Source organism: Shewanella pealeana ATCC 700345 (genome assembly GCF_000018285.1).
GTDB classification, from domain to species: domain Bacteria; phylum Pseudomonadota; class Gammaproteobacteria; order Enterobacterales; family Shewanellaceae; genus Shewanella; species Shewanella pealeana.
In genome coordinates, this window is the sequence record NC_009901.1 from 220,931 (window position 1) to 245,441 (window position 24,511).

General features: G+C 45.3%; 18 protein-coding genes and 4 rRNA genes. 15 read left to right on the forward strand and 7 right to left on the reverse strand.

All coding sequences use genetic code 11. The features are described 5' to 3' along the window. The first annotated feature begins 17 nt into the window (after nt 1–17). The 6 genes from rpmJ (at nt 18) to rplQ (ending at nt 3,109) form a co-directional block, all read left to right on the forward strand. The gene (rpmJ, locus tag SPEA_RS22480; protein WP_006083579.1) at nt 18–131 is read left to right on the forward strand and encodes a 50S ribosomal protein L36; all 114 of its coding nucleotides are present in this window, start codon (nt 18–20) and stop codon (nt 129–131) included. Between the two features lie 112 nt (nt 132–243). Then, on the forward strand, nt 244–600 hold the full coding sequence (gene rpsM / locus SPEA_RS01110; RefSeq protein ID WP_012153475.1) for a 30S ribosomal protein S13: 357 nt from the start codon (nt 244–246) through the stop codon (nt 598–600). Between the two features lie 14 nt (nt 601–614). Beyond that, nucleotides 615–1,007 (forward strand): 30S ribosomal protein S11, encoded by a 393-nt coding sequence (rpsK, locus tag SPEA_RS01115; protein ID WP_012153476.1) that lies wholly within the window; start codon nt 615–617, stop codon nt 1,005–1,007. A 35-nt stretch (nt 1,008–1,042) separates the two neighbouring features. Then, a complete protein-coding gene (gene rpsD, locus SPEA_RS01120) occupies nt 1,043–1,663 on the forward strand; it encodes a 30S ribosomal protein S4 (RefSeq protein ID WP_012153477.1) in 621 nt (206 codons plus the stop codon). A gap of 24 nt (nt 1,664–1,687) precedes the next feature. Next, a complete protein-coding gene (locus tag SPEA_RS01125) occupies nt 1,688–2,677 on the forward strand; it encodes a DNA-directed RNA polymerase subunit alpha (RefSeq protein WP_012153478.1) in 990 nt (329 codons plus the stop codon). Nucleotides 2,678–2,716: 39 nt separating this feature from the next. Further along, nucleotides 2,717–3,109 (forward strand): 50S ribosomal protein L17, encoded by a 393-nt coding sequence (gene rplQ, locus SPEA_RS01130; protein ID WP_012153479.1) that lies wholly within the window; start codon nt 2,717–2,719, stop codon nt 3,107–3,109. Between the two features lie 1,016 nt (nt 3,110–4,125). On the opposite strand, the gene ccmE is transcribed toward rplQ, so the two are convergent. Genes ccmE through ccmA form a run of 5 tightly spaced genes read right to left on the reverse strand, consistent with a single transcriptional unit; the run spans nt 4,126 to nt 6,905 of the window. After that, nucleotides 4,126–4,614: a cytochrome c maturation protein CcmE gene (gene ccmE, locus SPEA_RS01135; protein ID WP_012153480.1), complete on the reverse strand. Its 489-nt coding sequence runs from the start codon at nt 4,612–4,614 to the stop codon at nt 4,126–4,128. After that, nucleotides 4,614–4,811 carry a heme exporter protein CcmD gene (ccmD, locus tag SPEA_RS01140; protein WP_012153481.1) on the reverse strand — a complete coding sequence of 66 codons (198 nt, stop codon included), beginning with the start codon at nt 4,809–4,811 and terminating at the stop codon, nt 4,614–4,616. The genes ccmE and ccmD overlap by 1 nt, the downstream gene beginning before the upstream one ends. Then, nucleotides 4,811–5,557 (reverse strand): heme ABC transporter permease CcmC, encoded by a 747-nt coding sequence (gene ccmC / locus SPEA_RS01145; protein WP_012153482.1) that lies wholly within the window; start codon nt 5,555–5,557, stop codon nt 4,811–4,813. Before ccmC ends, ccmD begins: the two co-directional genes overlap by 1 nt. Before the next feature lies 1 nt (nt 5,558). After that, the gene (gene ccmB / locus SPEA_RS01150) at nt 5,559–6,245 is read right to left on the reverse strand and encodes a heme exporter protein CcmB (RefSeq protein WP_012153483.1); all 687 of its coding nucleotides are present in this window, start codon (nt 6,243–6,245) and stop codon (nt 5,559–5,561) included. Between the two features lie 9 nt (nt 6,246–6,254). After that, nucleotides 6,255–6,905, reverse strand: a complete 651-nt coding sequence (ccmA, locus tag SPEA_RS01155) for a cytochrome c biogenesis heme-transporting ATPase CcmA (protein WP_012153484.1) — start codon at nt 6,903–6,905, stop codon at nt 6,255–6,257. A 320-nt stretch (nt 6,906–7,225) separates the two neighbouring features. Between ccmA and SPEA_RS01160 the strand changes: the two genes are divergently transcribed. Next, nucleotides 7,226–7,519 carry a c-type cytochrome gene (locus tag SPEA_RS01160; protein ID WP_012153485.1) on the forward strand — a complete coding sequence of 98 codons (294 nt, stop codon included), beginning with the start codon at nt 7,226–7,228 and terminating at the stop codon, nt 7,517–7,519. A gap of 780 nt (nt 7,520–8,299) precedes the next feature. On the opposite strand, the gene ccmI is transcribed toward SPEA_RS01160, so the two are convergent. Beyond that, nucleotides 8,300–9,553 carry a c-type cytochrome biogenesis protein CcmI gene (ccmI, locus tag SPEA_RS01165; protein WP_012153486.1) on the reverse strand — a complete coding sequence of 418 codons (1,254 nt, stop codon included), beginning with the start codon at nt 9,551–9,553 and terminating at the stop codon, nt 8,300–8,302. Between the two features lie 431 nt (nt 9,554–9,984). On the opposite strand from ccmI, the gene SPEA_RS01170 reads away from it, so the two are divergent. From SPEA_RS01170 to rrf, 7 genes are all read left to right on the forward strand, one after another. Continuing rightward, on the forward strand, nt 9,985–11,964 hold the full coding sequence (locus SPEA_RS01170; protein ID WP_012153487.1) for a heme lyase CcmF/NrfE family subunit: 1,980 nt from the start codon (nt 9,985–9,987) through the stop codon (nt 11,962–11,964). Nucleotides 11,965–11,981: 17 nt separating this feature from the next. Then, nucleotides 11,982–12,536, forward strand: coding sequence for a DsbE family thiol:disulfide interchange protein (locus SPEA_RS01175; RefSeq protein ID WP_012153488.1), 555 nt, complete (start codon nt 11,982–11,984; stop codon nt 12,534–12,536). A gap of 11 nt (nt 12,537–12,547) precedes the next feature. Further along, on the forward strand, nt 12,548–13,015 hold the full coding sequence (nrfF, locus tag SPEA_RS01180) for a heme lyase NrfEFG subunit NrfF (protein WP_012153489.1): 468 nt from the start codon (nt 12,548–12,550) through the stop codon (nt 13,013–13,015). Continuing rightward, complete coding sequence (locus SPEA_RS01185; RefSeq protein WP_012153490.1) at nt 13,012–13,608, forward strand: TlpA disulfide reductase family protein; 597 nt, start codon at nt 13,012–13,014, stop codon at nt 13,606–13,608. The genes nrfF and SPEA_RS01185 overlap by 4 nt, the downstream gene beginning before the upstream one ends. A gap of 647 nt (nt 13,609–14,255) precedes the next feature. Continuing rightward, nucleotides 14,256–15,798, forward strand: a 16S ribosomal RNA gene (locus SPEA_RS01190). Between the two features lie 384 nt (nt 15,799–16,182). Further along, a 23S ribosomal RNA gene (locus SPEA_RS01195) occupies nt 16,183–19,077 on the forward strand. A gap of 132 nt (nt 19,078–19,209) precedes the next feature. After that, nucleotides 19,210–19,325 (forward strand): 5S ribosomal RNA (gene rrf, locus SPEA_RS01200). The 16S, 23S and 5S rRNA genes sit together here, the layout of an rRNA operon. A 454-nt stretch (nt 19,326–19,779) precedes the next feature. On the opposite strand, the gene SPEA_RS01210 is transcribed toward rrf, so the two are convergent. Continuing rightward, nucleotides 19,780–20,796: an IS110-like element ISSpe2 family transposase gene (locus tag SPEA_RS01210; RefSeq protein WP_012153491.1), complete on the reverse strand. Its 1,017-nt coding sequence runs from the start codon at nt 20,794–20,796 to the stop codon at nt 19,780–19,782. Nucleotides 20,797–22,704: 1,908 nt separating this feature from the next. On the opposite strand from SPEA_RS01210, the gene SPEA_RS01215 reads away from it, so the two are divergent. Then, a 16S ribosomal RNA gene (locus SPEA_RS01215) occupies nt 22,705–24,247 on the forward strand. Nucleotides 24,248–24,511: the final 264 nt, after the last annotated feature.

The following is a 24,511-nucleotide window of genomic DNA, read 5'->3' on the forward strand; positions in this document are numbered from 1 at the left end:
TATCTCGGAGTGATGAAATGAAAGTTCGAGCTTCCGTGAAGAAGATCTGCCGTAACTGCAAGATCGTAAAGCGTAGTGGCGTTGTACGTGTGATTTGTGTTGAACCTAAACACAAACAGCGTCAAGGCTAAACAAAATTGACCAGCCCAGTCCGGGCTGGTCAAAATATTATTTGCTAAATTGTCGTCTGTCGAGTATCCTACCGGGCTTTTCACAGATGACCTTTAACTTAAGGAGTGCATAGTGGCCCGTATCGCTGGCATTAACATTCCTGATCAAAAGCATACAGTCATTGCATTGACTGCTATCTACGGCATCGGTCGTACTCGCGCACAAGCTATTTGCGCGGCTACTTCTATTGCTGAAGATGCTAAGATCAAGGAATTGAGCGAAGCTCAAATTGATACTCTACGCGAAGAAGTTGCTAACTACATTGTAGAAGGCGATTTACGTCGTGAAGTTTCCATGAACATCAAGCGTCTTATGGACCTTGGTTGTTACCGTGGCCTTCGCCATCGTCGTAGCCTTCCCCTTCGTGGGCAACGTACTAAGACCAATGCGCGTACGCGTAAAGGTCCACGTAAACCAATTAGAAAGTAACGGGGTAAACCAAAATGGCTAAAGTTCCGTCACGTTCTCCGCGTAAGCGTGTACGTAAACAGGTTGCTGATGGTATGGCGCATATCCATGCGTCTTTCAACAACACAATTATTACCATTACAGATCGTCAAGGTAACGCACTATCTTGGGCAACTTCTGGTGGTTCAGGTTTCCGTGGTTCACGTAAATCTACCCCATTTGCTGCACAGGTTGCTGCTGAGCGTGCAGGTACTGCTGCTCAGGACTACGGTGTTAAAAACCTAGAAGTTTTTGTGAAGGGTCCAGGTCCAGGACGCGAATCAGCGATTCGTGCACTAAACTCGGTTGGTTACAAGATTACTAACATTACCGATGTGACGCCTATCCCTCATAATGGTTGTCGTCCTCCTAAGAAACGTCGCGTTTAACTCGTCGTTTTTAATAGGATAGTTGGAGAAAGAACATGGCAAGATACTTGGGTCCAAAGCTCAAGCTCAGCCGCAGAGAAGGTACAGACCTTTTCCTAAAAAGCGGCGTGAGAGCAATCGATTCGAAGTGTAAGCTTGAAACTGCACCTGGACAACACGGCGCTCGTAAGACCCGTTTGTCTGAGTATGGTGTTCAGCTACGCGAGAAACAAAAAGTTCGTCGTATTTATGGTGTGCTAGAAAAGCAATTCCGTAACTACTACAAAGATGCTGCACGTACTAAAGGTAACACTGGTGAAAACCTACTTACTCTTTTAGAAACCCGTCTAGATAACGTTGTTTATCGCATGGGCTTTGGTGCAACACGCGCTGAATCACGTCAGCTAGTTAGCCATAAGTCAATTATGGTTAATGGTAGCGTCGTTAACATTCCATCATTCAAAGTGTCTGCGAATGATGTAGTGAGCGTTCGTGAAAAGTCACGCACTCAAGCTCGTATTAAAGCGGCTTTAGAAGTGTCGGCTCAACGCGAAAAGCCAACATGGGTTGAAGTTGACAACACTAAGATGGAAGGTGCTTTCAAGCGTATTCCTGAGCGTAGTGATTTGTCTGCGGAAATTAACGAACAGCTGATCGTCGAACTTTACTCTAAGTAAAGTTAAAACAAAAGAGAGGACACAATGCAGGGTTCTGTTACAGAATTTCTTAAACCGCGTCTCGTTGATATCGAGCAGGTTAATCCAACACGTGCCAAGGTTACACTGGAGCCGCTAGAGCGTGGTTTTGGTCATACTCTAGGTAACGCGTTGCGTCGTATCCTATTGTCGTCTATGCCAGGCTGCGCGGTTACCGAAGTAGAGATCGATGGTGTACTGCATGAATACAGTAGCAAGGAAGGCGTGCAAGAAGATATCCTTGAGATACTATTAAACCTTAAGGGTTTAGCAGTAGTTATCGAAGGGAAAGACGAAGCTATGCTTACGCTAAGTAAGTCAGGCGCAGGCCCTGTTACTGCAGCAGATATCACGCATGATGGTGATGTTACTATCATGAATCCTGACCATGTTATTTGTCATTTGACAGGTAATAATGAAGTCAGCATGCGTATCCGCGTAGAGCGTGGTCGTGGTTATGTACCGGCTTCTGCCCGTGCACAAACTGAAGACGATGATCGCCCTATCGGCCGTTTGTTGGTTGATTCTTCGTTCTCACCAGTTGCTCGCATTGCATACAATGTTGAAGCTGCTCGTGTTGAACAGCGTACAGACTTAGATAAACTCGTTATCGACATGACCACTAACGGTACTATCGATCCTGAGGAAGCTATCCGTCGTTCAGCGACAATTCTAGCCGAACAGCTAGATGCGTTTGTTGAGTTACGTGATGTGACTGAGACTGCACCAGTAGAAGAGAAGCCGGAGTTCGATCCGATTCTGTTGCGTCCTGTCGACGATTTAGAGCTAACTGTACGTTCAGCCAACTGTTTGAAGGCTGAAGCGATTCATTACATCGGCGATCTGGTACAACGCACTGAAGTTGAGCTGCTTAAGACTCCTAACCTAGGTAAGAAATCTCTTACTGAAATTAAGGATGTTTTAGCGTCTCGCGGACTGTCGTTAGGTATGCGTCTGGAAAACTGGCCTCCAGCTAGTTTAGCAGACGACCTTTAAGTCCAGATTAGTACAGATATAGGTAATAAGGATTAGGTCATGCGCCATCGTAAGAGTGGTCGTCAACTAAACCGTAACAGCAGTCATCGCCAAGCTATGTTCCGTAACATGGCATGCTCAATAGTTCGTCACGAAGTGATCAAAACTACTGTAGCTAAAGCGAAAGAATTGCGTCGCGTAGTTGAACCTCTAATAACACTTGCTAAGAGTGATAGCGTTGCAAACCGCCGTTTGGCATTTGCACGTACTCGCGACGCTGAAGTCGTTGGTAAGTTATTTACTGAATTGGGTCCACGTTTCCAGGAACGTCCTGGTGGATATACCCGTATTCTTAAGTGCGGTCTACGTACTGGTGACAAAGCGCCTATGGCGTATATTGAACTAGTAGGTCGTCCTGAAGCAGCTGAAGCTGTTGAAGACACTGCAGAGTAAATAAGTCTTAGTTATAAAAGGCCGAACATTAGTTCGGCCTTTTTTATGTCCGAAATTCACGTCAACATTAACACTCAAACTCAAACTCTGAGCTTATAGCTAGAGGCCGTTCTGCCTACTTATCTTTTGGCTCGTTTGGTACAGAGAGCGGGCGACACGTCTATAATGCTTGCTTAGTCAAAAGAGTGTTCGTTCGATTAGGTGCTGGCAAAGTCATTTATTGACGCCCCGAATTATCTTTCAGGTATTTTATTTCTCAACCTCCCGGTGCTAGCTCGACAATATAAAGGCTAAGGCGGTGATTTAACTGCTATGCCGCTGAGTAGGAGGGGCCTTGAGTCTGTCAAAATTTTTCGAGTTGTAACGTCAGTCATCACTTGAGGGGCTATTTCTTTGATTATCTTTCAGGGCGTACGCACTCTTATCAACTTTTATGTAAGAGCTAGCAGTTAGCTAAGTTCTAACCGCACTAGTTAGTACAAAGGATCGCAATAGTTATTAAGTGGATGCGCGGACTACTAGGGTCATATATCTGATCTATCGTGTAAACCAATTGAATCTGCAATATGGGCAATGGTTTGAACAGTGCGTAATGGAGATACAGGCAGGTATGTTGTGAGTTTCAGTTTATACCGTGGGAACTTAATGCCTTCGCTAGAAAGGATTCTTATATCTGTCTTTAAACGCTCTCGCTGCGCGGAGGAGAGTATTCGTTTAAAAATCCACATAGATATCACTACAAGTCAGGAATCGTTGGTAGAGGCGCATTTTTGGGGCTTAATGACTATTCAGAGTCCCCTAGCAAAAAAGGAAAGTTGTCTAGATGGCGTAGGATTAATCGAGGTACTAATATAACGCTCTTCAGAGCATAGTTGTTTGTTAGTGCTCAATTGGTCTAAGCATAAAGCTATACCGGTTAAGCGTAGATGGCGGCTTGTGTGCGGTATAGATTAACAAATGATGGGCATAAAAAAAGCCTCCGTTAAGAAGGCTTTTTAGATGAGAGCAAATCTGGTTTAGTAACCGCCAGATTTTTGTTCTTGGTTATAATCCAATTTCTCGTGAGTTTGGCCCATAGCTTCGGCAACTTCTGGTGGCATGTAGTTTTCATCATGCTTCGCAAGAACTTCTGTCGCTTCTAAAACTCCAGGAGCAGACAAGACACCCTGTGCAACAATACCTTGTCCTTCACGGAAAAGATCCGGTAGTAGATCATCATAAGTTACGATGATTTCGCCGCCAGCAGCATCATGGATCGCAAACTCAACATGCAAGCTGTTAGGATCGCGTACCATTGAACCTACGGTCACCATGCCGCCAACACGGATGCGCTGGCCAATCTCTGGCATAACGCCGGTATCTTTCTTACCCTGTACAATCTCTGTTGGAGTAAAGAATAGGTTTAGATTTGAGTTCAAAGCGTATAAAAGCAAAGAAGCGATCGCTGCAACACCACCAATTAAGGCTACAGCAAGGGTAAGGCGTTTTTTACGTCTAGGATTCACTATTTTGTACTCCGAGTTTCTTTTAGGCGTTCTTCGCGCTGGATCTTCTTCGCGATTTCTACTAACACCTTGCGTTTCTGTCTAACACTAAGGACAACTAAGGTACCTAGTGAGAAAAAGGTTACACCGTAGGCAAGCCAAACATAGAATGCGTAGCCGCCCATATTGATAAATTCACTAACTGAGTCGAACTGCATTATTTGACCCCTTCTGCTTTAGCAAGTTCACGAACCCATGGACGCATGCCATTTCGTGCCAAAATTTCTGATCTAAATCTCACTAATGTTATCGCACCAATCATTATACCGAATCCCATGATGTTAATTAGGAGTGGATATAACATCTCTGAAGGCATAGAAGATTCTTCAGTGATCTTGATTGTAGATGGCTGGTGCAGTGAGCTCCACCAATCTACAGAGTACTTGATGATTGGAATGTTAATCACACCAACGATTGCTAAAATGCCAGCGGCTCTAGCAGCCAATACTTTATCTTCAAATGAAGCATAAAGAGAGATAACACCTAGGTATAAGAATAACAGTACTAGTTCAGATGTTAAGCGTGCATCCCAAACCCACCATGTACCCCACATAGGCTTGCCCCATGTTGCACCTGTAATAAGCGCAATAAAGGTAATGACCGCACCGATTGGTGCAATAGCCGCCGCAGCCCAGTCGGCAGACTTAATTTGCCATACAAGTCCGATAAACGAAGATGTCGCCATGGCCATGTAAGCTGCCATCGACATAGAAGCGGCTGGTACATGAATAAAGATGATTCGGTAACTGTCACCTTGTTGATAATCAGTCGGAGCAAAAGCCAAGCCCCAAACCGTACCGAGACCAATCATCGATATTGCAAGCATGGCAAACCAAGGTAGTAGGGTGCCTGAGAGTTTGTAGGCGCGTTCAGGATCCGCGTATGAATGTAACCATTTCCACATTTTAGTTAGTACTCACTCGTAAGGATGCACCAATTGCAAATGGTGCTAACGTTAATGAACCGACCAACATTGCGCCAATAATAGCGAGTTGACCATCATAAGGTAAATTCATACCAGCAGCGTCAATCGCGCTAGTAGCAAAAATTAGAACTGGAATATATAAAGGTAAAATTAACAGGCTTAAAAGCACACCACCTTTACGTAATCCAACTGTTAGTGCAACACCAATGGCTCCGAGCAAGCTCAGCACGGGAGTCCCTAGCGCAAGCGTCGCAATCAACGCGCCGTAGCTATTGCTTTCTAAATGCAACAACACCGCTAGTAATGGTGCCACCAAAATCAAAGGCACGCCTGTCAATATCCAATGCGCTAACACCTTGGCTAACACCATTAGAGGTAGCGGTTGAGGGCTTAATAGCATTTGTTCAAGGCTACCATCGGCGTAATCTGCCTTAAACAAACGTTCAAGCGATAACATTGATGCCAAAAGTGCTGCGACCCAAATAATACCAGGTGCAACTCGAGTTAATACTTGTGGTTCTGGACCAATACCTAGAGGGAAGAGTGTTACCACTAGGACAAAAAACAGTAGCGGGTTAAAAATGTCACCGCGATGGCGCACTGCTATTTGCAGATCACGCTTTAACAGCGTGCTAAATGCTTTGGTATAACTGATGCCTTTCTTCATTACCAAACCTTATACAAAGCGATAATCGAGACGGATTTTACGTAGAATATCATCGCCAATCACACCCATATCTTGGTGTGTGGTTAATATTACGCAACCGCCGCGTTTTGCATGGGCTAAAAATAGGTGTTCAAGTTCTTCTACGCCTTTTTTATCGATAGCAGTAAAAGGCTCATCTAGCAGCCATATCTTACAGTTAGTGTGCCAGAGCCTAGCAAGGGCTGTACGTCTGTGTTGGCCTGCCGATAAGTGTCCTGCGAGCGCTTCTTCAAAACCTGAGAGATTGACTTTTGCAAGGATCTGACGGGCATCGAAATCATCATACCCACTGATCCTTAAATTGAAGTTAAGATTTTCTTCAGCCGTTAACTCACTTTTAACACCTGCAAGGTGGCCAAGGTACAACAATTCATCATTGTACTCGTCACGACAACGGTTAATGTCTTCACCTTTGAAGTTGATTTGCCCTGCATAAGGGCGAGATAAACCTGCGATGATCCGCAAAAGACTTGTTTTACCTGCACCGTTAGGGCCTTCAATTTGAACAATCTCACCTTCGGTTATATCGAAGCTAAGTTCATCAAATAAAATGCGTTCTTCCCTTATGCAAGTTAAGTTATTAGCTGATACCAGTGTTGTTGCTTTTGATTCTTTTACCACTGAGCCCTCTATATCAAGCTGTATGAAAACACAAGAGATACTAACACATACACTTTCAAGCGTTTAGTCTTGCTTGTTGCTAAGTGTCAGCAATTTGATGTAGTTCGAATATTGTGTATTTTGTATGAACTTTTTAAACATTTGCTAATATATTAACGTTTTTGAGAACTATGTCTTGTGGAAAGTGCTTTGGCGAGATTAATATCACAAAAAGATGCCATTTGTTGAACTTTGTAGTAACCTAGCCGTGCTATAACAAGTCTGCCAAAAATTTGAGGGCAGCGTGAGCTTTGTTAGAATTTGCATTAGGAACGTATAAAATGAAAAAATTATTAGCACTGACTGCAGTGGCAGCTATGACTCTGTCTACAAGCGCACTTGCTCAAGATGGTAAAGCTGTATATGACAAGGCATGCCAAGTATGTCACAGCATGGGTGTTGCTGGTGCGCCAAAATCACATGACGCTGCAGCTTGGGAACCACGTCTAGGTAAAGGTATGGACGCTTTAGTATCTTCTGTTAAGTCAGGCCTAAACGCTATGCCACCAGGTGGTATGTGTACAGATTGCTCTGATGATGATTACAAGAATGCAATCGAGTATATGTCTAAGTAAGCTTTAGCTAGACATCAAAAAGCCGGCCTAAGCCGGTTTTTTTGTGTCTAGAATTCAGGCGGCTATTATTAATGTACCAACGTTTGTAAGTGAACACTTACCACTATCACGTGTTGCGAGTGATGTTATTAGGCTATTGAGTAGAAGCTATTAGCCGTCAAGTCGAGACGAGCATTCATAAGTTTTGACTTGTCAGGACTTGTAGGGGGGATGTAGCTCAAGGACTGTCGTGGATGTAATACCAATCAGTATAAGAAGTTGATCTACTCAGAGTGTTTTTTGGCAAACTAATTCAAGGCGAATAGCTGAAAGAATGGTTATTCCCTTATGAAGCTGTTCAACGCAGAAGTAGGTAGCCAAAAACGCTCCAGAATGGCGAGTTTTAGCAGTGCTGATGCTTTGACTCTTAAGGAACAAGAGGGAGCTTAACCCTAGTTCAACTATGCTCTTCACTCGTTGCAAACCACATGGTCTTGTATGTTCCCGGCATACATAAGACATTTCCTCCATCCTTGGAGGTCAGATGTGGTGAATGTCATTAACGCACGACTATATGGATATAGGAGGTACGAGACCAAGGATTGTCGTAGGTAGAATAATGTAGGAGCTATTATCGAGAGTAACGCAGGAGCAGTTACCGAGGAGCATTTAATGGCCTTGCCTCAAAACAGCTAAACTCTCGCTGAGCGACCAAACCTTTATACTGATTGGTATAAATTTCATTAGTCGAGAATAGACATAAAAAAACCGACTATCGCCGGTTTTTTCAGTAGTTAAGTCTTATTGAACTTGAGTATCAAGAACTAGTTGGCCAGTCTCACCAACTTTTAGCATCGCAAGTGTGCCTTGGATGTCACCAGATTGAGCTCTTACGCTACCATGCTTAGACAGTACCGCGATAATTTCAACGGCTTTTGCATCGCTTAGCTTAGTGTTGCCACCCATGCCGGTGCTGTCATCTAAAGTAATCGTTGCAGGTAGAGACTCCGCAGAAATCTTTGTAGCTGCAAGAGGTACTTTAGGGCCTTCAGTTGAGCGAGCGAAGATAAATAGCATATCTGTACTTGCCACTTTAGCCTGAAGCTCTGGTGAGATAGAAACTTCAACTGTTACAGTCTTTGCCGTTGTTGCAGACTGTACATTTTTATGAGCATCATCATTCGGCATCGCGCCATCTGATCCGAGTCTCATTTTAGCGCTATCGATAGCATTCATGATTGCACCACGGTCAACGTCAGTACGATCGCTATCTAGGATTAACTGCCAAGCGTCAATTGCTTTTGGATAGTCCGCGGTAAAGAACGAATCCATGCCAACAAGTAACAGTGTAGATGGGTCTACTGGGTCAAGGCTTAGTGCTTGATCAACAAGAGCTTGAACCGTTGGTGTCATCTTTTGGTTAGAGCGGTAATAAAGTGCTGTTGCTTTCGGGCCAAGTAACTCAGCATGAACACCAACAAGATCTATTGTCTTATCGAATGCTTTGATTGCGTCATCATAACGGTTTGCTGAAATGTAAGCGTGACCAAGATTGAACCACAATTGGCTATTTTCAGGCTCTGCTTGTGCTTGTGCTTCCATCATGCCAACACGCTGCGACATGATCTGTTCAGTGGTTTGGCCTGCATGGGGATCATTTGCTGTCATTGGTTGGTCTAAATTTTTATAGGCACCCAATGTTGAGTACATGTAACCACAGATACCGACAATAACGACGGTCATAACTGACGGCCACATGATGCTTTTTGGCTTTAGTGTGTTAACTAATGACTCGTCATCACCTTGCTTCATGTCTTGAAGTAAGCTGATTTCAAGCTCTTTCTTAAGGGCATCAAACTCAGGTTGATCGAGAAGTTCTTCTTGAAGTTCTTTCTCTAAAGTAGCGAGTCGCTCATTGAATAGTTCGAGGTTAGTACCCTTACGAACATCGGCTTCTTCAGTCCTCAGCATGCGCTGTTGACGGAAATGTGGGAACCAAATCAGCGCTAGGCTAACCAGTAGAAATGAGGCTATCAAAATCCAGAATGTGGTCATTATGTCTATTTCACTTTAGTTTGCGAAAAAGCGGCTTCACCGCTGAACTAGGGATAAGATTATACGGAAAGATTATTCATTGAACAGTAATATAACTTGAAATACTCTAAGTTGAGTGCTTGTTCACAGATTGATTCTATTTGTAAAATTTCCCGAAACTTACGGGAACTTTCTCTGTCAGACCTTAACATTCAACCGAATTCGCTCAGTATAGGCTTGAATGTGACATGCAATTGTTTATGTGTGTTTGTTAATAAGATAGGGGAAGAATGAGACAGGTCACCCATATTTGTACGAAAGAGGCAGACATTAACAATAGCAAATACTAAACTGAGCTAAAATTTGTACCTTTTAATAGTGTTAATTGTAAACACGTATGCGATGATTCAGCAAAAGCTTAATCAAGCATGGTTTAGGACTGAGGAAAACCCATGATCCCAGAATTAGGACACTTTTCGCTGATTATCGGCCTGGCATTCGCCATGCTGTTAGCCATCGTTCCTTTAGTAGGTGTAGCTCGTAAAGACCAATACCTAGTGCGCTATGCTTGGCCACTAAGTTACGGCATGTTCTTCTTTATTCTCTTCTCTGTTATTGCGCTTGGCTATAGCTTCGCAGTCGATGACTTCTCTGTAGCTTATGTAGCACATCATTCCAACTCTGAATTGCCAATCTTTTTTAAGATAGCTGCCGTATGGGGTGGGCATGAAGGTTCATTGCTATTCTGGGTATTCTCATTAGCGGCTTGGGCTGCAGCGGTTGCGCTATTTAGTAAGGGCTTAGAAGAAGTCTTTACTGCACGAGTGCTGTCGGTGTTAGCAATGATCTTAATCGGCTTTACGCTATTTATGTTGCTGACCTCTAGCCCATTTGAGCGTTTATTCCCAATCCCGATGGAAGGTCGTGACCTTAACCCAATGTTGCAAGACGTTGGATTGATTTTCCACCCTCCAATGTTGTACCTAGGTTATGTTGGCTTCTCTGTCAGTTTTGCATTCGCAATTGCTGCTCTTATGAGTGGACGACTAGACTCTGCATGGGCTCGTTGGAGTCGTCCTTGGACACTAGCAGCTTGGGTATTCCTAACTGGCGGTATCTCACTAGGTTCTTGGTGGGCATATTACGAACTCGGTTGGGGTGGTTGGTGGTTCTGGGATCCAGTTGAAAACGCCTCTTTTATGCCTTGGTTGATTGGTACAGCTCTACTTCACTCGTTAATCGTAACCGAGAAGCGTGGTGCATTCCGTAACTGGACCGTTCTACTTTCAATCTTTGCTTTCTCATTAAGTTTACTTGGTACCTTTATTGTTCGTTCTGGCGTGTTAACTTCGGTTCACTCGTTCGCTGCGGATCCAAGTCGAGGTATGTTCATCCTATTGCTACTCGGTTTAGCAATTGGTGGCTCACTCACACTATTCGCTTTCAGAGCGAGTGAGATGCGTAGCCCAGCACGTTTTGAGCTGAAATCAAAAGAGACCATGCTACTGGTATGTAACCTGTTGTTAACGGTCGCTTGTGGTACTGTTTTACTCGGTACTCTTTACCCGCTGCTAATCGATGCACTGGGTATGGGTAAGATCTCTGTAGGACCTCCATACTTTAACGCCGTATTTGTTCCAATCGTTCTTGTACTATTTGGCTTTATGGGTATAGGTCCAATTATCCGCTGGAAGAAATCTAAAGCGGGTGAGCTTAAGCGTCAGCTTATTATCCCTGCAGTGATTTCTGCAGTCGTTGGTCTAGCTGCGCCATTTATTGCCGGCGGTGAGTTTAACGCTTGGGTAGTATTTGGTATTGCGGCAGCGGTATGGGTCACACTGATGACATTCCGTGCTGCTTATAACATGGTTAAGACTAAAGATGGCTCAATTGATTTGACTCGTCTTGGACGTAGCCAGCTGGGCATGATCATTGCTCACCTTGGTATTGCGGTATCTGTTGTTGGTGCCACCATGGTTTCGAACTACTCATTAGAGAAGAGTGTCCGTATGGGCCCAGGCATTTCTCATGAGTTAGCGGGTTATACCTTTAACTATGTTGAAACCAAGAATGTTGTTGGTCCAAACTACACGGCTCAACAAGGTCAAATTGAGGTTTACCAGGGAGACGATTATGTAACCCTGCTTAGACCTGACCGTCGCCAATACAATGTTCGTACTATGGACATGACTGAGGCGGGTATCGACTGGGGCCTATTCCGAGATCTTTACGTGACAATGGGTGATCCAATTAGCCGTACTGAGTACGCGGTGCGTATTAACTACAAGCCTTTCGTTCGTTGGATCTGGTTTGGTTCAATCTTTATGATGGTTGGTGGTTTCTTCGCTGCTTCTGATAAGCGTTATCGCGTAAAGGCTAAGAGCACAGAAAAGACAGCTGCTAAAGAAGCTGACAAGTTAGCTACGGCTTAATTGGAAGTAGGGTTAGTATGAAAAAGTTAGTACTATTTATTCCACTCGTCGTGTTTTTAGGTATGGGAGTGTTCCTTTATAAGGGACTCTTCCTTAACCCGCAACAACTCGATTCAGCTCTAGAAGGAAAGCCGATCCCGGCTTTCCAGTTAGAGGTTTTAGAAAAGTCAGGGGAAACCGTGACTAATGAAACGCTAAAAGGCAAGGTAGGTTTACTTAATGTATGGGCAACTTGGTGCCCATCATGTAAGTATGAGCATCCTTTCTTAATGACATTAGCGCGTCAGAAGATTCTGCCTATCTACGGTATTAATTACCGTGATGATCGCCCACTTGCTATTCGTGAGTTGAGTCGTGAAGGTAATCCCTATGCTATCAATATCTATGACCATGACGGTCGTTTAGGTTTAGATCTTGGTGTGTATGGTGCTCCAGAAAGTTTCTTGATCGACCATAAAGGTATTATCCGTTACCGTTATGCTGGTCCAATTGACCGTAACGTATGGAAAGATACACTTTACCCTATGGTTCAACAGCTACAAGCTGAAGCTGCGAAGGATGGTGCATCGTGATTAAATCATTAATGAAGGGGTTATCGGCTCTAGTACTTCTAGTGAGCATGGTAAGTATTGTTAATGCTACGCCGGTAGACACTTATGAATTTAAGTCCGTTGATAATCAAAAGCGCGCATTAAGTCTAGCTCACTCTTTACGTTGCCCGCAGTGTCAGAACCAGAACCTAATCGACTCTAACTCTCCAGTTGCTCAAGACCTTCGTCTAGAAGTATACCAGATGGTTGATGAAGGTAAGGGGGATGATGAAATCGTTGAATTCATGACGAGTCGTTACGGTGAGTTCGTACTATATAAGCCACGCATGGAAGCTAAAACTTACGCACTTTGGTTAGGCCCTGTAGCTCTACTGTTATTTGGTGGTTTGATAGGTTTCTTTTTCATTCGTAAACAGCGTATAGCAGAGGCGACTAACCAAGAGCTATCTACTGAAGAGCAAGAAGAACTCGATCGTCTATTAAAGAGAGACGCTAAATGAGATCGACCATAGTGGGTTTAGCTGCAGCAACCATGTTGTTTGCTGCAGGCGCGCAAGCTTATCCAGGAATGGAAAAGCAAGCTGAAAAACAAGTCCAATCTAGTGTCGATCTAATTAGTGTTCTTCCTAAGCCATTTCCGATCGAAGCCGTAGCTTTTAAAAACAGCGAAGGTGCTTCCGTCGACTTTAGCCAATATAAAGGTAAAGTCATTATGGTAAACATGTGGGCGACTTGGTGTCCTCCGTGTGTTAGGGAGTTGCCTGCAATAAGCCGCTTCTCTGCCAAGATCGGATCTGATGACTTTGAGGTGTTACCCGTTTCTATTGATCTCGAAGGTAACAAGCAAGTAGAGCCGTTCTTGAAGTCATTAGGTATGGAAGACTTTAATACCTATTATGATAAAGAACAGAAGTTGGGTAATGTCTTTCCTTTAGACACAATCCCAGCGACCTTTATCCTTAATAGAGAAGGTGAGTTAATTGCTTTCGTTCGTACCTTCGTAGATTGGGACGACGATAAAGCGGTAACACTTATTAAAGGGTTTCTTGCAGAACCTCAACTATCAAGTTCTCTTACTAAGAACGCAGATTAGATTTAATAGTGTTATTAATGATAAAAAAGGGGCTTTTAGCCCCTTTTTTGCACGTATCGTTTGATTACTATTCGCTTGATTCGAAAAAGCTAATTTAATTACGAAAGCCCCTTGCGCTCTTCCGAGAACTCCCTATAATGCGCATCCACTGACACGGCACAGCAGGCCAATCGCTCTTAGCAAAAGCTAGATAGCAAGGGACTTGCAGCGGTGTTAGGGATTCGAAAATCGAAAGAGATTTGAATCTGGTGAGAAGCGGTTTAAGAGCTTCATTTGATGTGTCTTGTATAAAGAATCATCGCTTGAAAAACTTCTTAAAATAAGCGCTTGACGCCGACACTGGAGAGTGTAGAATACGCCTCCTCAAGCCAACGACCTAGCGTCCTAGGCTGCTAACTGAGAGACTCGTTCTCAATAGGATTAGCACCGCTCTTTAACAATATGACAAGCAAATCTGTGTGGACACTCACAGAGATTAAGTTATTCGAAATTGTCTCTCACGAGGCAATCAAAATTGACTTAATGAATGAGTGTTCATAGCAATATGAAAAAAGTTTGATTCTACTTTTTAAAGTGGAAACAAATCACAGAATTCGTTGAGCCGCTGATTTAGCCTTACTTGTAAGGTGGAAGAAGCAAAAAAACTTTAATTGAAGAGTTTGATCATGGCTCAGATTGAACGCTGGCGGCAGGCCTAACACATGCAAGTCGAGCGGTAACACAAGGGAGCTTGCTTCTGAGGTGACGAGCGGCGGACGGGTGAGTAATGCCTAGGTATCTGCCCAGTCGAGGGGGATAACAGTTGGAAACGACTGCTAATACCGCATACGCCCTACGGGGGAAAGGAGGGGACCTTCGGGCCTTCCGCGATTGGATGAACCTAGGTGGGATTAGCTAGTTGGTGAGGTAATGGCTCACCAAGGCGACGATCCCTAGCTGGTCTGAGAGGATGATCAGCCACACTGGAACTGAGACACGGTCCAGACTCCTACGGGAGGCAGCAGTGGGGAATATTGCACAATGGGCGAAAGCCTGATGCAGCCATGCCGCGTGTGTGAAGAAGGCCTTCGGGTTGTAAAGCACTTTCAGCGAGGAGGAAAGCTCAAGCGTTAATAGCGTTTGGGTGTGACGTTACTCGCAGAAGAAGCACCGGCTAACTTCGTGCCAGCAGCCGCGGTAATACGAGGGGTGCAAGCGTTAATCGGAATTACTGGGCGTAAAGCGTACGCAGGCGGTTTGTTAAGCAAGATGTGAAAGCCCCGGGCTCAACCTGGGAACTGCATTTTGAACTGGCAAACTAGAGTCTTGTAGAGGGGGGTAGAATTTCAGGTGTAGCGGTGAAATGCGTAGAGATCTGAAGGAATACCGGTGGCGAAGGCGGCCCCCTGGACAAAGACTGACGCTCAGGTACGAAAGCGTGGGGAGCAAACAGGATTAGATACCCTGGTAGTCCACGCCGTAAACGATGTCTACTCGGAGTTTGGTGTCTTGAACACTGGGCTCTCAAGCTAACGCATTAAGTAGACCGCCTGGGGAGTACGGCCGCAAGGTTAAAACTCAAATGAATTGACGGGGGCCCGCACAAGCGGTGGAGCATGTGGTTTAATTCGATGCAACGCGAAGAACCTTACCTACTCTTGACATCCAGAGAATTCGCTAGAGATAGCTTAGTGCCTTCGGGAACTCTGAGACAGGTGCTGCATGGCTGTCGTCAGCTCGTGTTGTGAAATGTTGGGTTAAGTCCCGCAACGAGCGCAACCCTTATCCTTATTTGCCAGCACGTAATGGTGGGAACTTTAGGGAGACTGCCGGTGATAAACCGGAGGAAGGTGGGGACGACGTCAAGTCATCATGGCCCTTACGAGTAGGGCTACACACGTGCTACAATGGTCGGTACAGAGGGTTGCGAAGCCGCGAGGTGGAGCTAATCTCACAAAGCCGGTCGTAGTCCGGATCGGAGTCTGCAACTCGACTCCGTGAAGTCGGAATCGCTAGTAATCGTAGATCAGAATGCTACGGTGAATACGTTCCCGGGCCTTGTACACACCGCCCGTCACACCATGGGAGTGGGCTGCACCAGAAGTAGATAGCTTAACCTTCGGGAGGGCGTTTACCACGGTGTGGTTCATGACTGGGGTGAAGTCGTAACAAGGTAGCCCTAGGGGAACCTGGGGCTGGATCACCTCCTTACCTATACGACTAACTTGATAGTTGTTGAGTGTTCACACAGATTGCTTGTTTGTCTCTACTTTGTAGGGATGAGCGACGAAATATCCTACTTCACGTAGTTGATATCGTTCTTTAAAAATTTGGAAAGCTGATAGTGTTAATGTGAAAGGGACAGTGACTTACTTGTAAGTTGTTGTTTATAGCATTAGCGCGAAATTAAAAAATTGAGTTCTATAAACACTTAACATTAAGTGTCTTAGCTCGTTGTTTAACATTAACTTGTTGGATGATGAGATAAAAATTCTAATTTTGGCGAAAGTAGAAACCATTAGTTACGATACGGCTGTTGTGAGCTTACCCGCTCAGAACAACGGATAACCTCATAGAGACTTATTTGGGTTGTATGGTTAAGTGACTAAGCGTATATGGTGGATGCCTTGGCAGTCAGAGGCGATGAAGGACGTAGTAACTTGCGAAAAGCGTTGGCGAGCTAGTAACAAGCATTTGAGCTAACGATGTCCGAATGGGGAAACCCACATGCATAAGCATGTATCACTACATGAATACATAGTGTAGTGAGGCGAACCCGGGGAACTGAAACATCTAAGTACCCGGAGGAAAAGAAATCAACCGAGATTCCCCTAGTAGCGGCGAGCGAACGGGGATTAGCCCTTAAGCGTAGAGGGTGTTAGTGGAATGTGTTGGAAAGCACAGCGGCACAGGGTGATAGCCCCGTACATGAAAACTAACTTTACGTGAAAACGAGTAGGACGGGACACGTGACATCCTGTTTGAACATGGGGGGACCATCCTCCAAGGCTAAATACTCCTGACTGACCGATAGTGAACCAGTACCGTGAGGGAAAGGCGAAAAGAACCCCTGTGAGGGGAGTGAAATAGAACCTGAAACCGTATACGTACAAGCAGTGGGAGCGGTTCTTGAGACCGTGACTGCGTACCTTTTGTATAATGGGTCAGCGACTTACATTTTGTAGCAAGGTTAAGCGAATAGCGGAGCCGTAGGGAAACCGAGTGTTAACTGCGCGTTTAGTTGCAAGGTGTAGACCCGAAACCGAGTGATCTAGCCATGGGCAGGTTGAAGATTGAGTAACATCAATTGGAGGACCGAACACACGTATGTTGAAAAATGCGGTGATGACTTGTGGCTGGGGGTGAAAGGCCAATCAAACTCGGAGATATCTGGTTCTCCTCGAAAGCTATTTAGGTAGCGCCTCGTACGAATACCATTGGGGGTAGAGCACTGTTAAGGCTAGGGGGTCATCCCGACTTACCAACCCTTTGCAAACTCCGAATACCAATGAGTACTATACGGGAGACACACGGCGGGTGCTAACGTCCGTCGTGAAAAGGGAAACAACCCAGACCATCAGCTAAGGTCCCAAAGTTATTGCTAAGTGGGAAACGATGTGGGAAGGCTTAGACAGCTAGGATGTTGGCTTAGAAGCAGCCATCATTTAAAGAAAGCGTAATAGCTCACTAGTCGAGTCGGCCTGCGCGGAAGATTTAACGGGGCTAAGCAATACACCGAAGCTATGGGTACTAGTGTTTACACTAGTGCGGTAGAGGAGCGTTCTGTAAGCCGTTGAAGGTGAAGGGGTAACCCACACTGGAGGTATCAGAAGTGCGAATGCTGACATGAGTAACGATAAAGGGGGTGAAAAACCCCCTCGCCGAAAGACCAAGGGTTCCTGTCCAACGTTAATCGGGGCAGGGTGAGTCGACCCCTAAGGCGAGGCCGAAAGGCGTAGTCGATGGGAAACGGGTTAATATTCCCGTACTTCTGCTAACTGCGATGGAGAGACGGAGAAGGCTAGGCTAGCGCGGCGTTGGTTGTCCGCGTTTAAGGTTGTAGGCTGTACACTTAGGCAAATCCGGGTGTACTTAAGGCTGAGAGCTGATGACGAGGTCCTAAGGGACTGAAGTAGTTGATGCCATGCTTCCAGGAAAATCTTCTAAGCTTCAGGTTAGCAGGAATCGTACCCCAAACCGACACAGGTGGTCGGGTAGAGAATACTAAGGCGCTTGAGAGAACTCGGCTGAAGGAACTAGGCAAAATGGTACCGTAACTTCGGGAGAAGGTACGCTCCTAGCGGTGATGAGACTTGCTCTCTAAGCTGCCGGGAGTCGCAGATACCAGGTGGCTGCAACTGTTTATCAAAAACACAGTACTGTGCAAACTCGCAAGAGGAAGTATACGGTATGACGCCTGCCCGGTGCCGGAAGGTTAATTGATTGGGTTATCTTCGGAGAAGCTCATGATCGAAGCCCCGGTAAACGGCGGCCGTAACTATAACGGTCCTAAGGTAGCGAAATTCCTTGTCGGGTAAGTTCCGACCTGCACGAATGGCGTAATGATGGCCACGCTGTCTCCAGCCGAGACTCAGTGAAGTTGAAATTGCGGTGAAGATGCCGTATACCCGCGGCTAGACGGAAAGACCCCGTGAACCTTTACTATAGCTTGGCACTGAACATTGAACCTACATGTGTAGGATAGGTGGGAGACTTTGAAGCTTCGTCGCTAGATGGAGTGGAGTCAATCTTGAAATACCACCCTTGTAGTTTTGATGTTCTAACCGCGGCCCCTGAATCGGGGTTCGGGACAGTGCCTGGTGGGTAGTTTGACTGGGGCGGTCTCCTCCCAAAGAGTAACGGAGGAGCACGAAGGTTGGCTAAGTACGGTCGGACATCGTACGGTTAGTGCAATGGCATAAGCCAGCTTAACTGCGAGACATACACGTCGAGCAGGTACGAAAGTAGGTCATAGTGATCCGGTGGTTCTGTATGGAAGGGCCATCGCTCAACGGATAAAAGGTACTCCGGGGATAACAGGCTGATACCGCCCAAGAGTTCATATCGACGGCGGTGTTTGGCACCTCGATGTCGGCTCATCACATCCTGGGGCTGAAGTCGGTCCCAAGGGTATGGCTGTTCGCCATTTAAAGTGGTACGCGAGCTGGGTTCAGAACGTCGTGAGACAGTTCGGTCCCTATCTGCCGTGGGCGTTGGATGATTGAAGGAAGCTGCTCCTAGTACGAGAGGACCGGAGTGGACGAACCGCTGGTGTTCGGGTTGTTATGCCAATAGCATTGCCCGGTAGCTACGTTCGGAATCGATAACCGCTGAAAGCATCTAAGCGGGAAGCGAGTCCTAAGATGAGTCATCCCTAGGAATTTAATTCCTCTAAAGAGCCGTTCGAGACTAGGACGTTGATAGGCAAGGTGTGTAAGCGTTGTGAGGCGTTGAGCTAACTTGTACTAATGACTCGTGAGGCTTAACCATACAACCCTGATGGGTTTTATGAGTTAACTATGTTTCTTATAGAAACCAGAATTAGAAAACACTTAATGTAGTGTGAACCCAATTTATTAAGACTTGCATAGCGAGTCCAGCTTTCTAAATTTACCAAATTTGTCTGGAAACCATAGAGTTGTGGCACCACCTGAATCCATTCCGAACTCAGAAGTGAAACGCAATATCGCCGATGGTAGTGTGGGGTCTCCCCATGTGAGAGTAGGTCATTTCCAGGCGCCTAATTATTCTCGAAAGAGAAGCGATAAATCCCCAGCACTATGTGTTGGGGATTTTTTCGTTTAACGGCTTTTGAAATAATACTCGAGCATGGGAAAATAAAGAGTCCGAACGTAGTGAGGCTCAATACCCATGTGGAGGTCGATAAATGCTCCTTCAATATCGACACTTCCCCATATATGGACCCATCCGGTTTGCAAGATATTTAATATCGACTTTGAGAAGAGTTCATTGCACCCATATATTCGGCCTGTTATTGAGGTACTCCTCTGGCCCTGATGGATATTTGCTTCTACTTTCCTTATCATCCTTACGGCTTCTTTAGAGCCTGTGGCGAAGCAAGGTTTTAAGCAGAACAGTCTGACTGTCTCATCATCAAATCAATTATCTTGGCAACTTGGTGGTTAGCAAAACTTATGATTATCTCGTTAAGTTGACGCGTTAATGATTAATTTATACTGTGATACGGTATTCATCTTCTCTTGCTGCTATAACCCACGCTATTCGTGCAAGCTTATTAGCTACGGCAACACAAGCTCTGTTAAAGCCACGCCTTTCTGCAAGTGCGCTAGCCCAGCAACTAAATCTGTCAGTTTTATTAGAACTATGCTGTAAGACAGTTCTTGCCCCGTGGATAAATAGCGTTCTCAAATAAGCGTTTCCTCGCTTACTAATACCAAGCAAATTATTTTTCCCGCCACTACTATGCTGTTTGGGTACTAGACCGCACCATGCTGAAAAATGTCTCCCATTGGTAAAATCTTTACCTTGCCCAACAGCTGCATAAAATGCTGTGGCAGTCACAGGGCCAATGCCTGGTACGCTTTCTAAGCGCTGGCATACTTGGTTACTTTTCACCTCTTGTTGAACTTGGGCATCACAGTTTTTAAGTCGCTTCTCAATGTCATTAAACTCTTCATATAGTTGATAAAAAACACTTCGGCCTTTGACTGTTAATTCGTTATCGGCATTTTCTAGAATATCTGGTAGCTTTGTCCTAAAAGACGCTTTTCCTTTTGTGATGACAATGCCGTACTCAGCGAGCATACCTCTCACTTGATTTATCAGTGCAGTAGATTGTTTGTTTAGTCTTTCTCTCATTCGATGCAGCATCTGAATATCTTGCTGCTCTACTGGCTTAGGCTCTACAAAGCGCATGTTGGGGCGTTGTGCTGCTTCAGCTATCGCAAGTGCATCGTTATAGTCATTCTTATTTCCTTGTCTGTAGGGAACGACATACTGGGGTGCTATTAACTTAACTTGATGGCCAACTTTCTCGAACTCCCTAGCCCAATAGTTTGCACCGCCACAGGCTTCCATCACAACAAGGCAAGGTTCTATTTGAGCAAGAAAAAGCACTAACTCTTTGCGCTTAATTATCTTCTTTTTGACAAGCTTTCCGGCTTTATTAACGCCAACAAAATGAAAAACGGACTTTGCGATATCAAGACCAATTGTAGTAATGTTCATAGTGGACCCGTCCTCTTTCTGATGAGTTTAAGCAACTACATCGTGGCCCATTGCGAGGCCGATTAAAAGTGGATGGGTCCATTCCATTATCCATGGCGGTCGTAGGGTGAATATCGCGCTAGCGATGTGCTAATGGCCTAAAATAGTTCCAGACATTTTCTGCATTCACCACATCCATGTGGTTCAGCGCGAAGCTTTAGCGTAGCTGGCCATGACAGGCGCCTAATTATTCTCGAAAGAGAAGCGATAAAGCCCGTTGCTAACGCAACGGGCTTTTTTCGTTTTTGTCTGGGATTATTATTGTAAGAATTGACCACTCGCACATGGGGAAATAGAAAGCCCGGGCGTAGTGAGGCTCAATAATACCAATCAGTAATGAGTTGTGATCTAATATACTCACCACACTTAACCTGTATTCCCCTTTGAAACATACAGTGCTGAAGCGATTTTAGCTTTATCTAGAGCAGTAAGTTTGATGTATGCTCTGGTAGGAAATTGTTCCTGACATTTTCAACATTCCCCACATCCATGTGGGTCAACGCGGAGAGCTTGTGACCTACAGGATGTAGGGATGTCATTTATGCAGAATGCATATAAATGGCCTCGAAGCTGGTCATTTCCTGGTGCCATTTTTATTTCACTTTTGTAAAAGTGAAGACAAAATAGTCTTCTCGAAGAGATTCGAGAAAGCCCGCGACAATGTTGCGGGCTTTTTTACGTCTGGGCTGTGTGTTTTGTGATCACATGTTCGATGCATCCCACATCCATGTGGGTCGTAGGTCATTTCCAGGCGCTAAATAGAGTTACGTCGGTCGATAAGTGTTTCTTCAATATCGATACTTCAATTTTTTATCGGCAGGCCTCTAAATCTGTTACCCCGCTTGCAGTAAAACGCTATGCAGACTGAGATTAATTCTATGCTCCTTGGTTACATCATCATGGATTAGTTTTGATGCTGGAAAAGCTAGGAAGTATGAATATTCGGAACACACTGTGATCGATAAAGGCTAAACTGCTATCTATTAGGAACGGGAGGGGGGATTTTGTGTTTGTAATTATAGCGCTTTCTACCTATATGCCTTTCTTTTCTTCTTTATATTAGGTCACACGAAGCAGCACGGAGAAAGCTGTTGTTGATATTGATCTAGGTAATAAGCTATAGCCATGATTTTGAATATTGCTCAGTTCTTCGATTTGTATTGTAGGATCTGTGTGGATCGCTCTTTTGCGATAGCGTGGTCTAGCGCTTTAAGTAGCAGTCTCCTTTAACGTTTAAGCTTACCAATAAGGAGCCGTAGAGCAGCCTGCTGTGAATAACTCTGTGGGTAACATGTCGGTGAGTTGTGGTTAGTAAAGGTATAATAATTCATTGTGTTTTTCTTTAAAAAAGGACTTGCGATCATTTCGGAACTCCCTATAATGCGCATCCACTGACACGGCACAGCAGGCCAACTACCCAGCGTAAACGCTAGATAGCACGGGACTTGCAGCGGTGTTAGAGAGATTAACTTCTACGGAAATTAGCCTCAGGTGATAATCGCTTTAAGAGCTTCATTTGATGTGTCTTGTATAAAGAATCATCGCTTGAAAAACTTCTTAAAATAAGCGCTTGACGCCGACACTGGAGAGTGTAGAATACGCCTCCTCAGCCAAACGACCTAAGCGTCTAAGGCGCTAGTTTGAAAGACTTCTCCTAATAGATTTGTCTTAATAGAATTAGCACGCTCTTTAACAATATGACAAGCAAATCTGTGTGGACACTCACAGAGATTAAGTTATTCGAAATTACTTCTCACGAAGTAATCAAAAATTGACTTAATGAATGAGTGTTCATAGCAATATGTAATACAGAATTCGTTGAGCCGCTGATTTAGCCTTACTTGTAAGGTGGAAGAAGCAAAAAAACTTTAATTGAAGAGTTTGATCATGGCTCAGATTGAACGCTGGCGGCAGGCCTAACACATGCAAGTCGAGCGGTAACACAAGGGAGCTTGCTCCTGAGGTGACGAGCGGCGGACGGGTGAGTAATGCCTAGGTATCTGCCCAGTCGAGGGGGATAACAGTTGGAAACGACTGCTAATACCGCATACGCCCTACGGGGGAAAGGAGGGGACCTTCGGGCCTTCCGCGATTGGATGAACCTAGGTGGGATTAGCTAGTTGGTGAGGTAATGGCTCACCAAGGCGACGATCCCTAGCTGGTCTGAGAGGATGATCAGCCACACTGGAACTGAGACACGGTCCAGACTCCTACGGGAGGCAGCAGTGGGGAATATTGCACAATGGGCGAAAGCCTGATGCAGCCATGCCGCGTGTGTGAAGAAGGCCTTCGGGTTGTAAAGCACTTTCAGCGAGGAGGAAAGCTCAAGCGTTAATAGCGTTTGGGTGTGACGTTACTCGCAGAAGAAGCACCGGCTAACTTCGTGCCAGCAGCCGCGGTAATACGAGGGGTGCAAGCGTTAATCGGAATTACTGGGCGTAAAGCGTACGCAGGCGGTTTGTTAAGCAAGATGTGAAAGCCCCGGGCTCAACCTGGGAACTGCATTTTGAACTGGCAAACTAGAGTCTTGTAGAGGGGGGTAGAATTTCAGGTGTAGCGGTGAAATGCGTAGAGATCTGAAGGAATACCGGTGGCGAAGGCGGCCCCCTGGACAAAGACTGACGCTCAGGTACGAAAGCGTGGGGAGCAAACAGGATTAGATACCCTGGTAGTCCACGCCGTAAACGATGTCTACTCGGAGTTTGGTGTCTTGAACACTGGGCTCTCAAGCTAACGCATTAAGTAGACCGCCTGGGGAGTACGGCCGCAAGGTTAAAACTCAAATGAATTGACGGGGGCCCGCACAAGCGGTGGAGCATGTGGTTTAATTCGATGCAACGCGAAGAACCTTACCTACTCTTGACATCCAGAGAATTCGCTAGAGATAGCTTAGTGCCTTCGGGAACTCTGAGACAGGTGCTGCATGGCTGTCGTCAGCTCGTGTTGTGAAATGTTGGGTTAAGTCCCGCAACGAGCGCAACCCTTATCCTTATTTGCCAGCACGTAATGGTGGGAACTTTAGGGAGACTGCCGGTGATAAACCGGAGGAAGGTGGGGACGACGTCAAGTCATCATGGCCCTTACGAGTAGGGCTACACACGTGCTACAATGGTCGGTACAGAGGGTTGCGAAGCCGCGAGGTGGAGCTAATCTCACAAAGCCGGTCGTAGTCCGGATCGGAGTCTGCAACTCGACTCCGTGAAGTCGGAATCGCTAGTAATCGTAGATCAGAATGCTACGGTGAATACGTTCCCGGGCCTTGTACACACCGCCCGTCACACCATGGGAGTGGGCTGCACCAGAAGTAGATAGCTTAACCTTCGGGAGGGCGTTTACCACGGTGTGGTTCATGACTGGGGTGAAGTCGTAACAAGGTAGCCCTAGGGGAACCTGGGGCTGGATCACCTCCTTACCTATACGACTAACTTAATAGTTGTTGAGTGTTCACACAGATTGCTTGTTTGTCTCTACTTTGTAGGGATGAGCGACGAAATATCCTACTTCACGTAGTTGATATCGTTCTTTAAAAATTTGGAAAGCTGATAGTAATAATCGAAAGATTATTGCGAAATTAAAAAATTGAGTTCTATAAACACTTAACATTAAGTGTCTTAGCTTGTTGTTTAACATTAACTTGTTGAATGATGAGGTAAAAATTCTAATTTTGGCGAAAGTA

What these genes read in the sequence shown, in the direction of transcription:
- SPEA_RS01125 (WP_012153478.1), top strand. Translation starts at nt 1,688, where the DNA reads ATGCAGGGTTCTGTTACAGAATTTCTTAAACCGCGTCTCGTTGATATC.
- ccmC (WP_012153482.1), bottom strand. Translation starts at nt 5,557, where the DNA reads ATGTGGAAATGGTTACATTCATACGCGGATCCTGAACGCGCCTACAAA.
- SPEA_RS01210 (WP_012153491.1), bottom strand. Translation starts at nt 20,796, where the DNA reads ATGAACATTACTACAATTGGTCTTGATATCGCAAAGTCCGTTTTTCAT.
- ccmI (WP_012153486.1), bottom strand. Translation starts at nt 9,553, where the DNA reads ATGACCACATTCTGGATTTTGATAGCCTCATTTCTACTGGTTAGCCTA.
- rpsK (WP_012153476.1), top strand. Translation starts at nt 615, where the DNA reads ATGGCTAAAGTTCCGTCACGTTCTCCGCGTAAGCGTGTACGTAAACAG.
- nrfF (WP_012153489.1), top strand. Translation starts at nt 12,548, where the DNA reads ATGAAGGGGTTATCGGCTCTAGTACTTCTAGTGAGCATGGTAAGTATT.
- rpmJ (WP_006083579.1), top strand. Translation starts at nt 18, where the DNA reads ATGAAAGTTCGAGCTTCCGTGAAGAAGATCTGCCGTAACTGCAAGATC.
- ccmD (WP_012153481.1), bottom strand. Translation starts at nt 4,811, where the DNA reads ATGCAGTTCGACTCAGTTAGTGAATTTATCAATATGGGCGGCTACGCA.
- SPEA_RS01185 (WP_012153490.1), top strand. Translation starts at nt 13,012, where the DNA reads ATGAGATCGACCATAGTGGGTTTAGCTGCAGCAACCATGTTGTTTGCT.
- rpsD (WP_012153477.1), top strand. Translation starts at nt 1,043, where the DNA reads ATGGCAAGATACTTGGGTCCAAAGCTCAAGCTCAGCCGCAGAGAAGGT.
- rplQ (WP_012153479.1), top strand. Translation starts at nt 2,717, where the DNA reads ATGCGCCATCGTAAGAGTGGTCGTCAACTAAACCGTAACAGCAGTCAT.
- SPEA_RS01170 (WP_012153487.1), top strand. Translation starts at nt 9,985, where the DNA reads ATGATCCCAGAATTAGGACACTTTTCGCTGATTATCGGCCTGGCATTC.
- ccmB (WP_012153483.1), bottom strand. Translation starts at nt 6,245, where the DNA reads ATGAAGAAAGGCATCAGTTATACCAAAGCATTTAGCACGCTGTTAAAG.
- SPEA_RS01175 (WP_012153488.1), top strand. Translation starts at nt 11,982, where the DNA reads ATGAAAAAGTTAGTACTATTTATTCCACTCGTCGTGTTTTTAGGTATG.
- SPEA_RS01160 (WP_012153485.1), top strand. Translation starts at nt 7,226, where the DNA reads ATGAAAAAATTATTAGCACTGACTGCAGTGGCAGCTATGACTCTGTCT.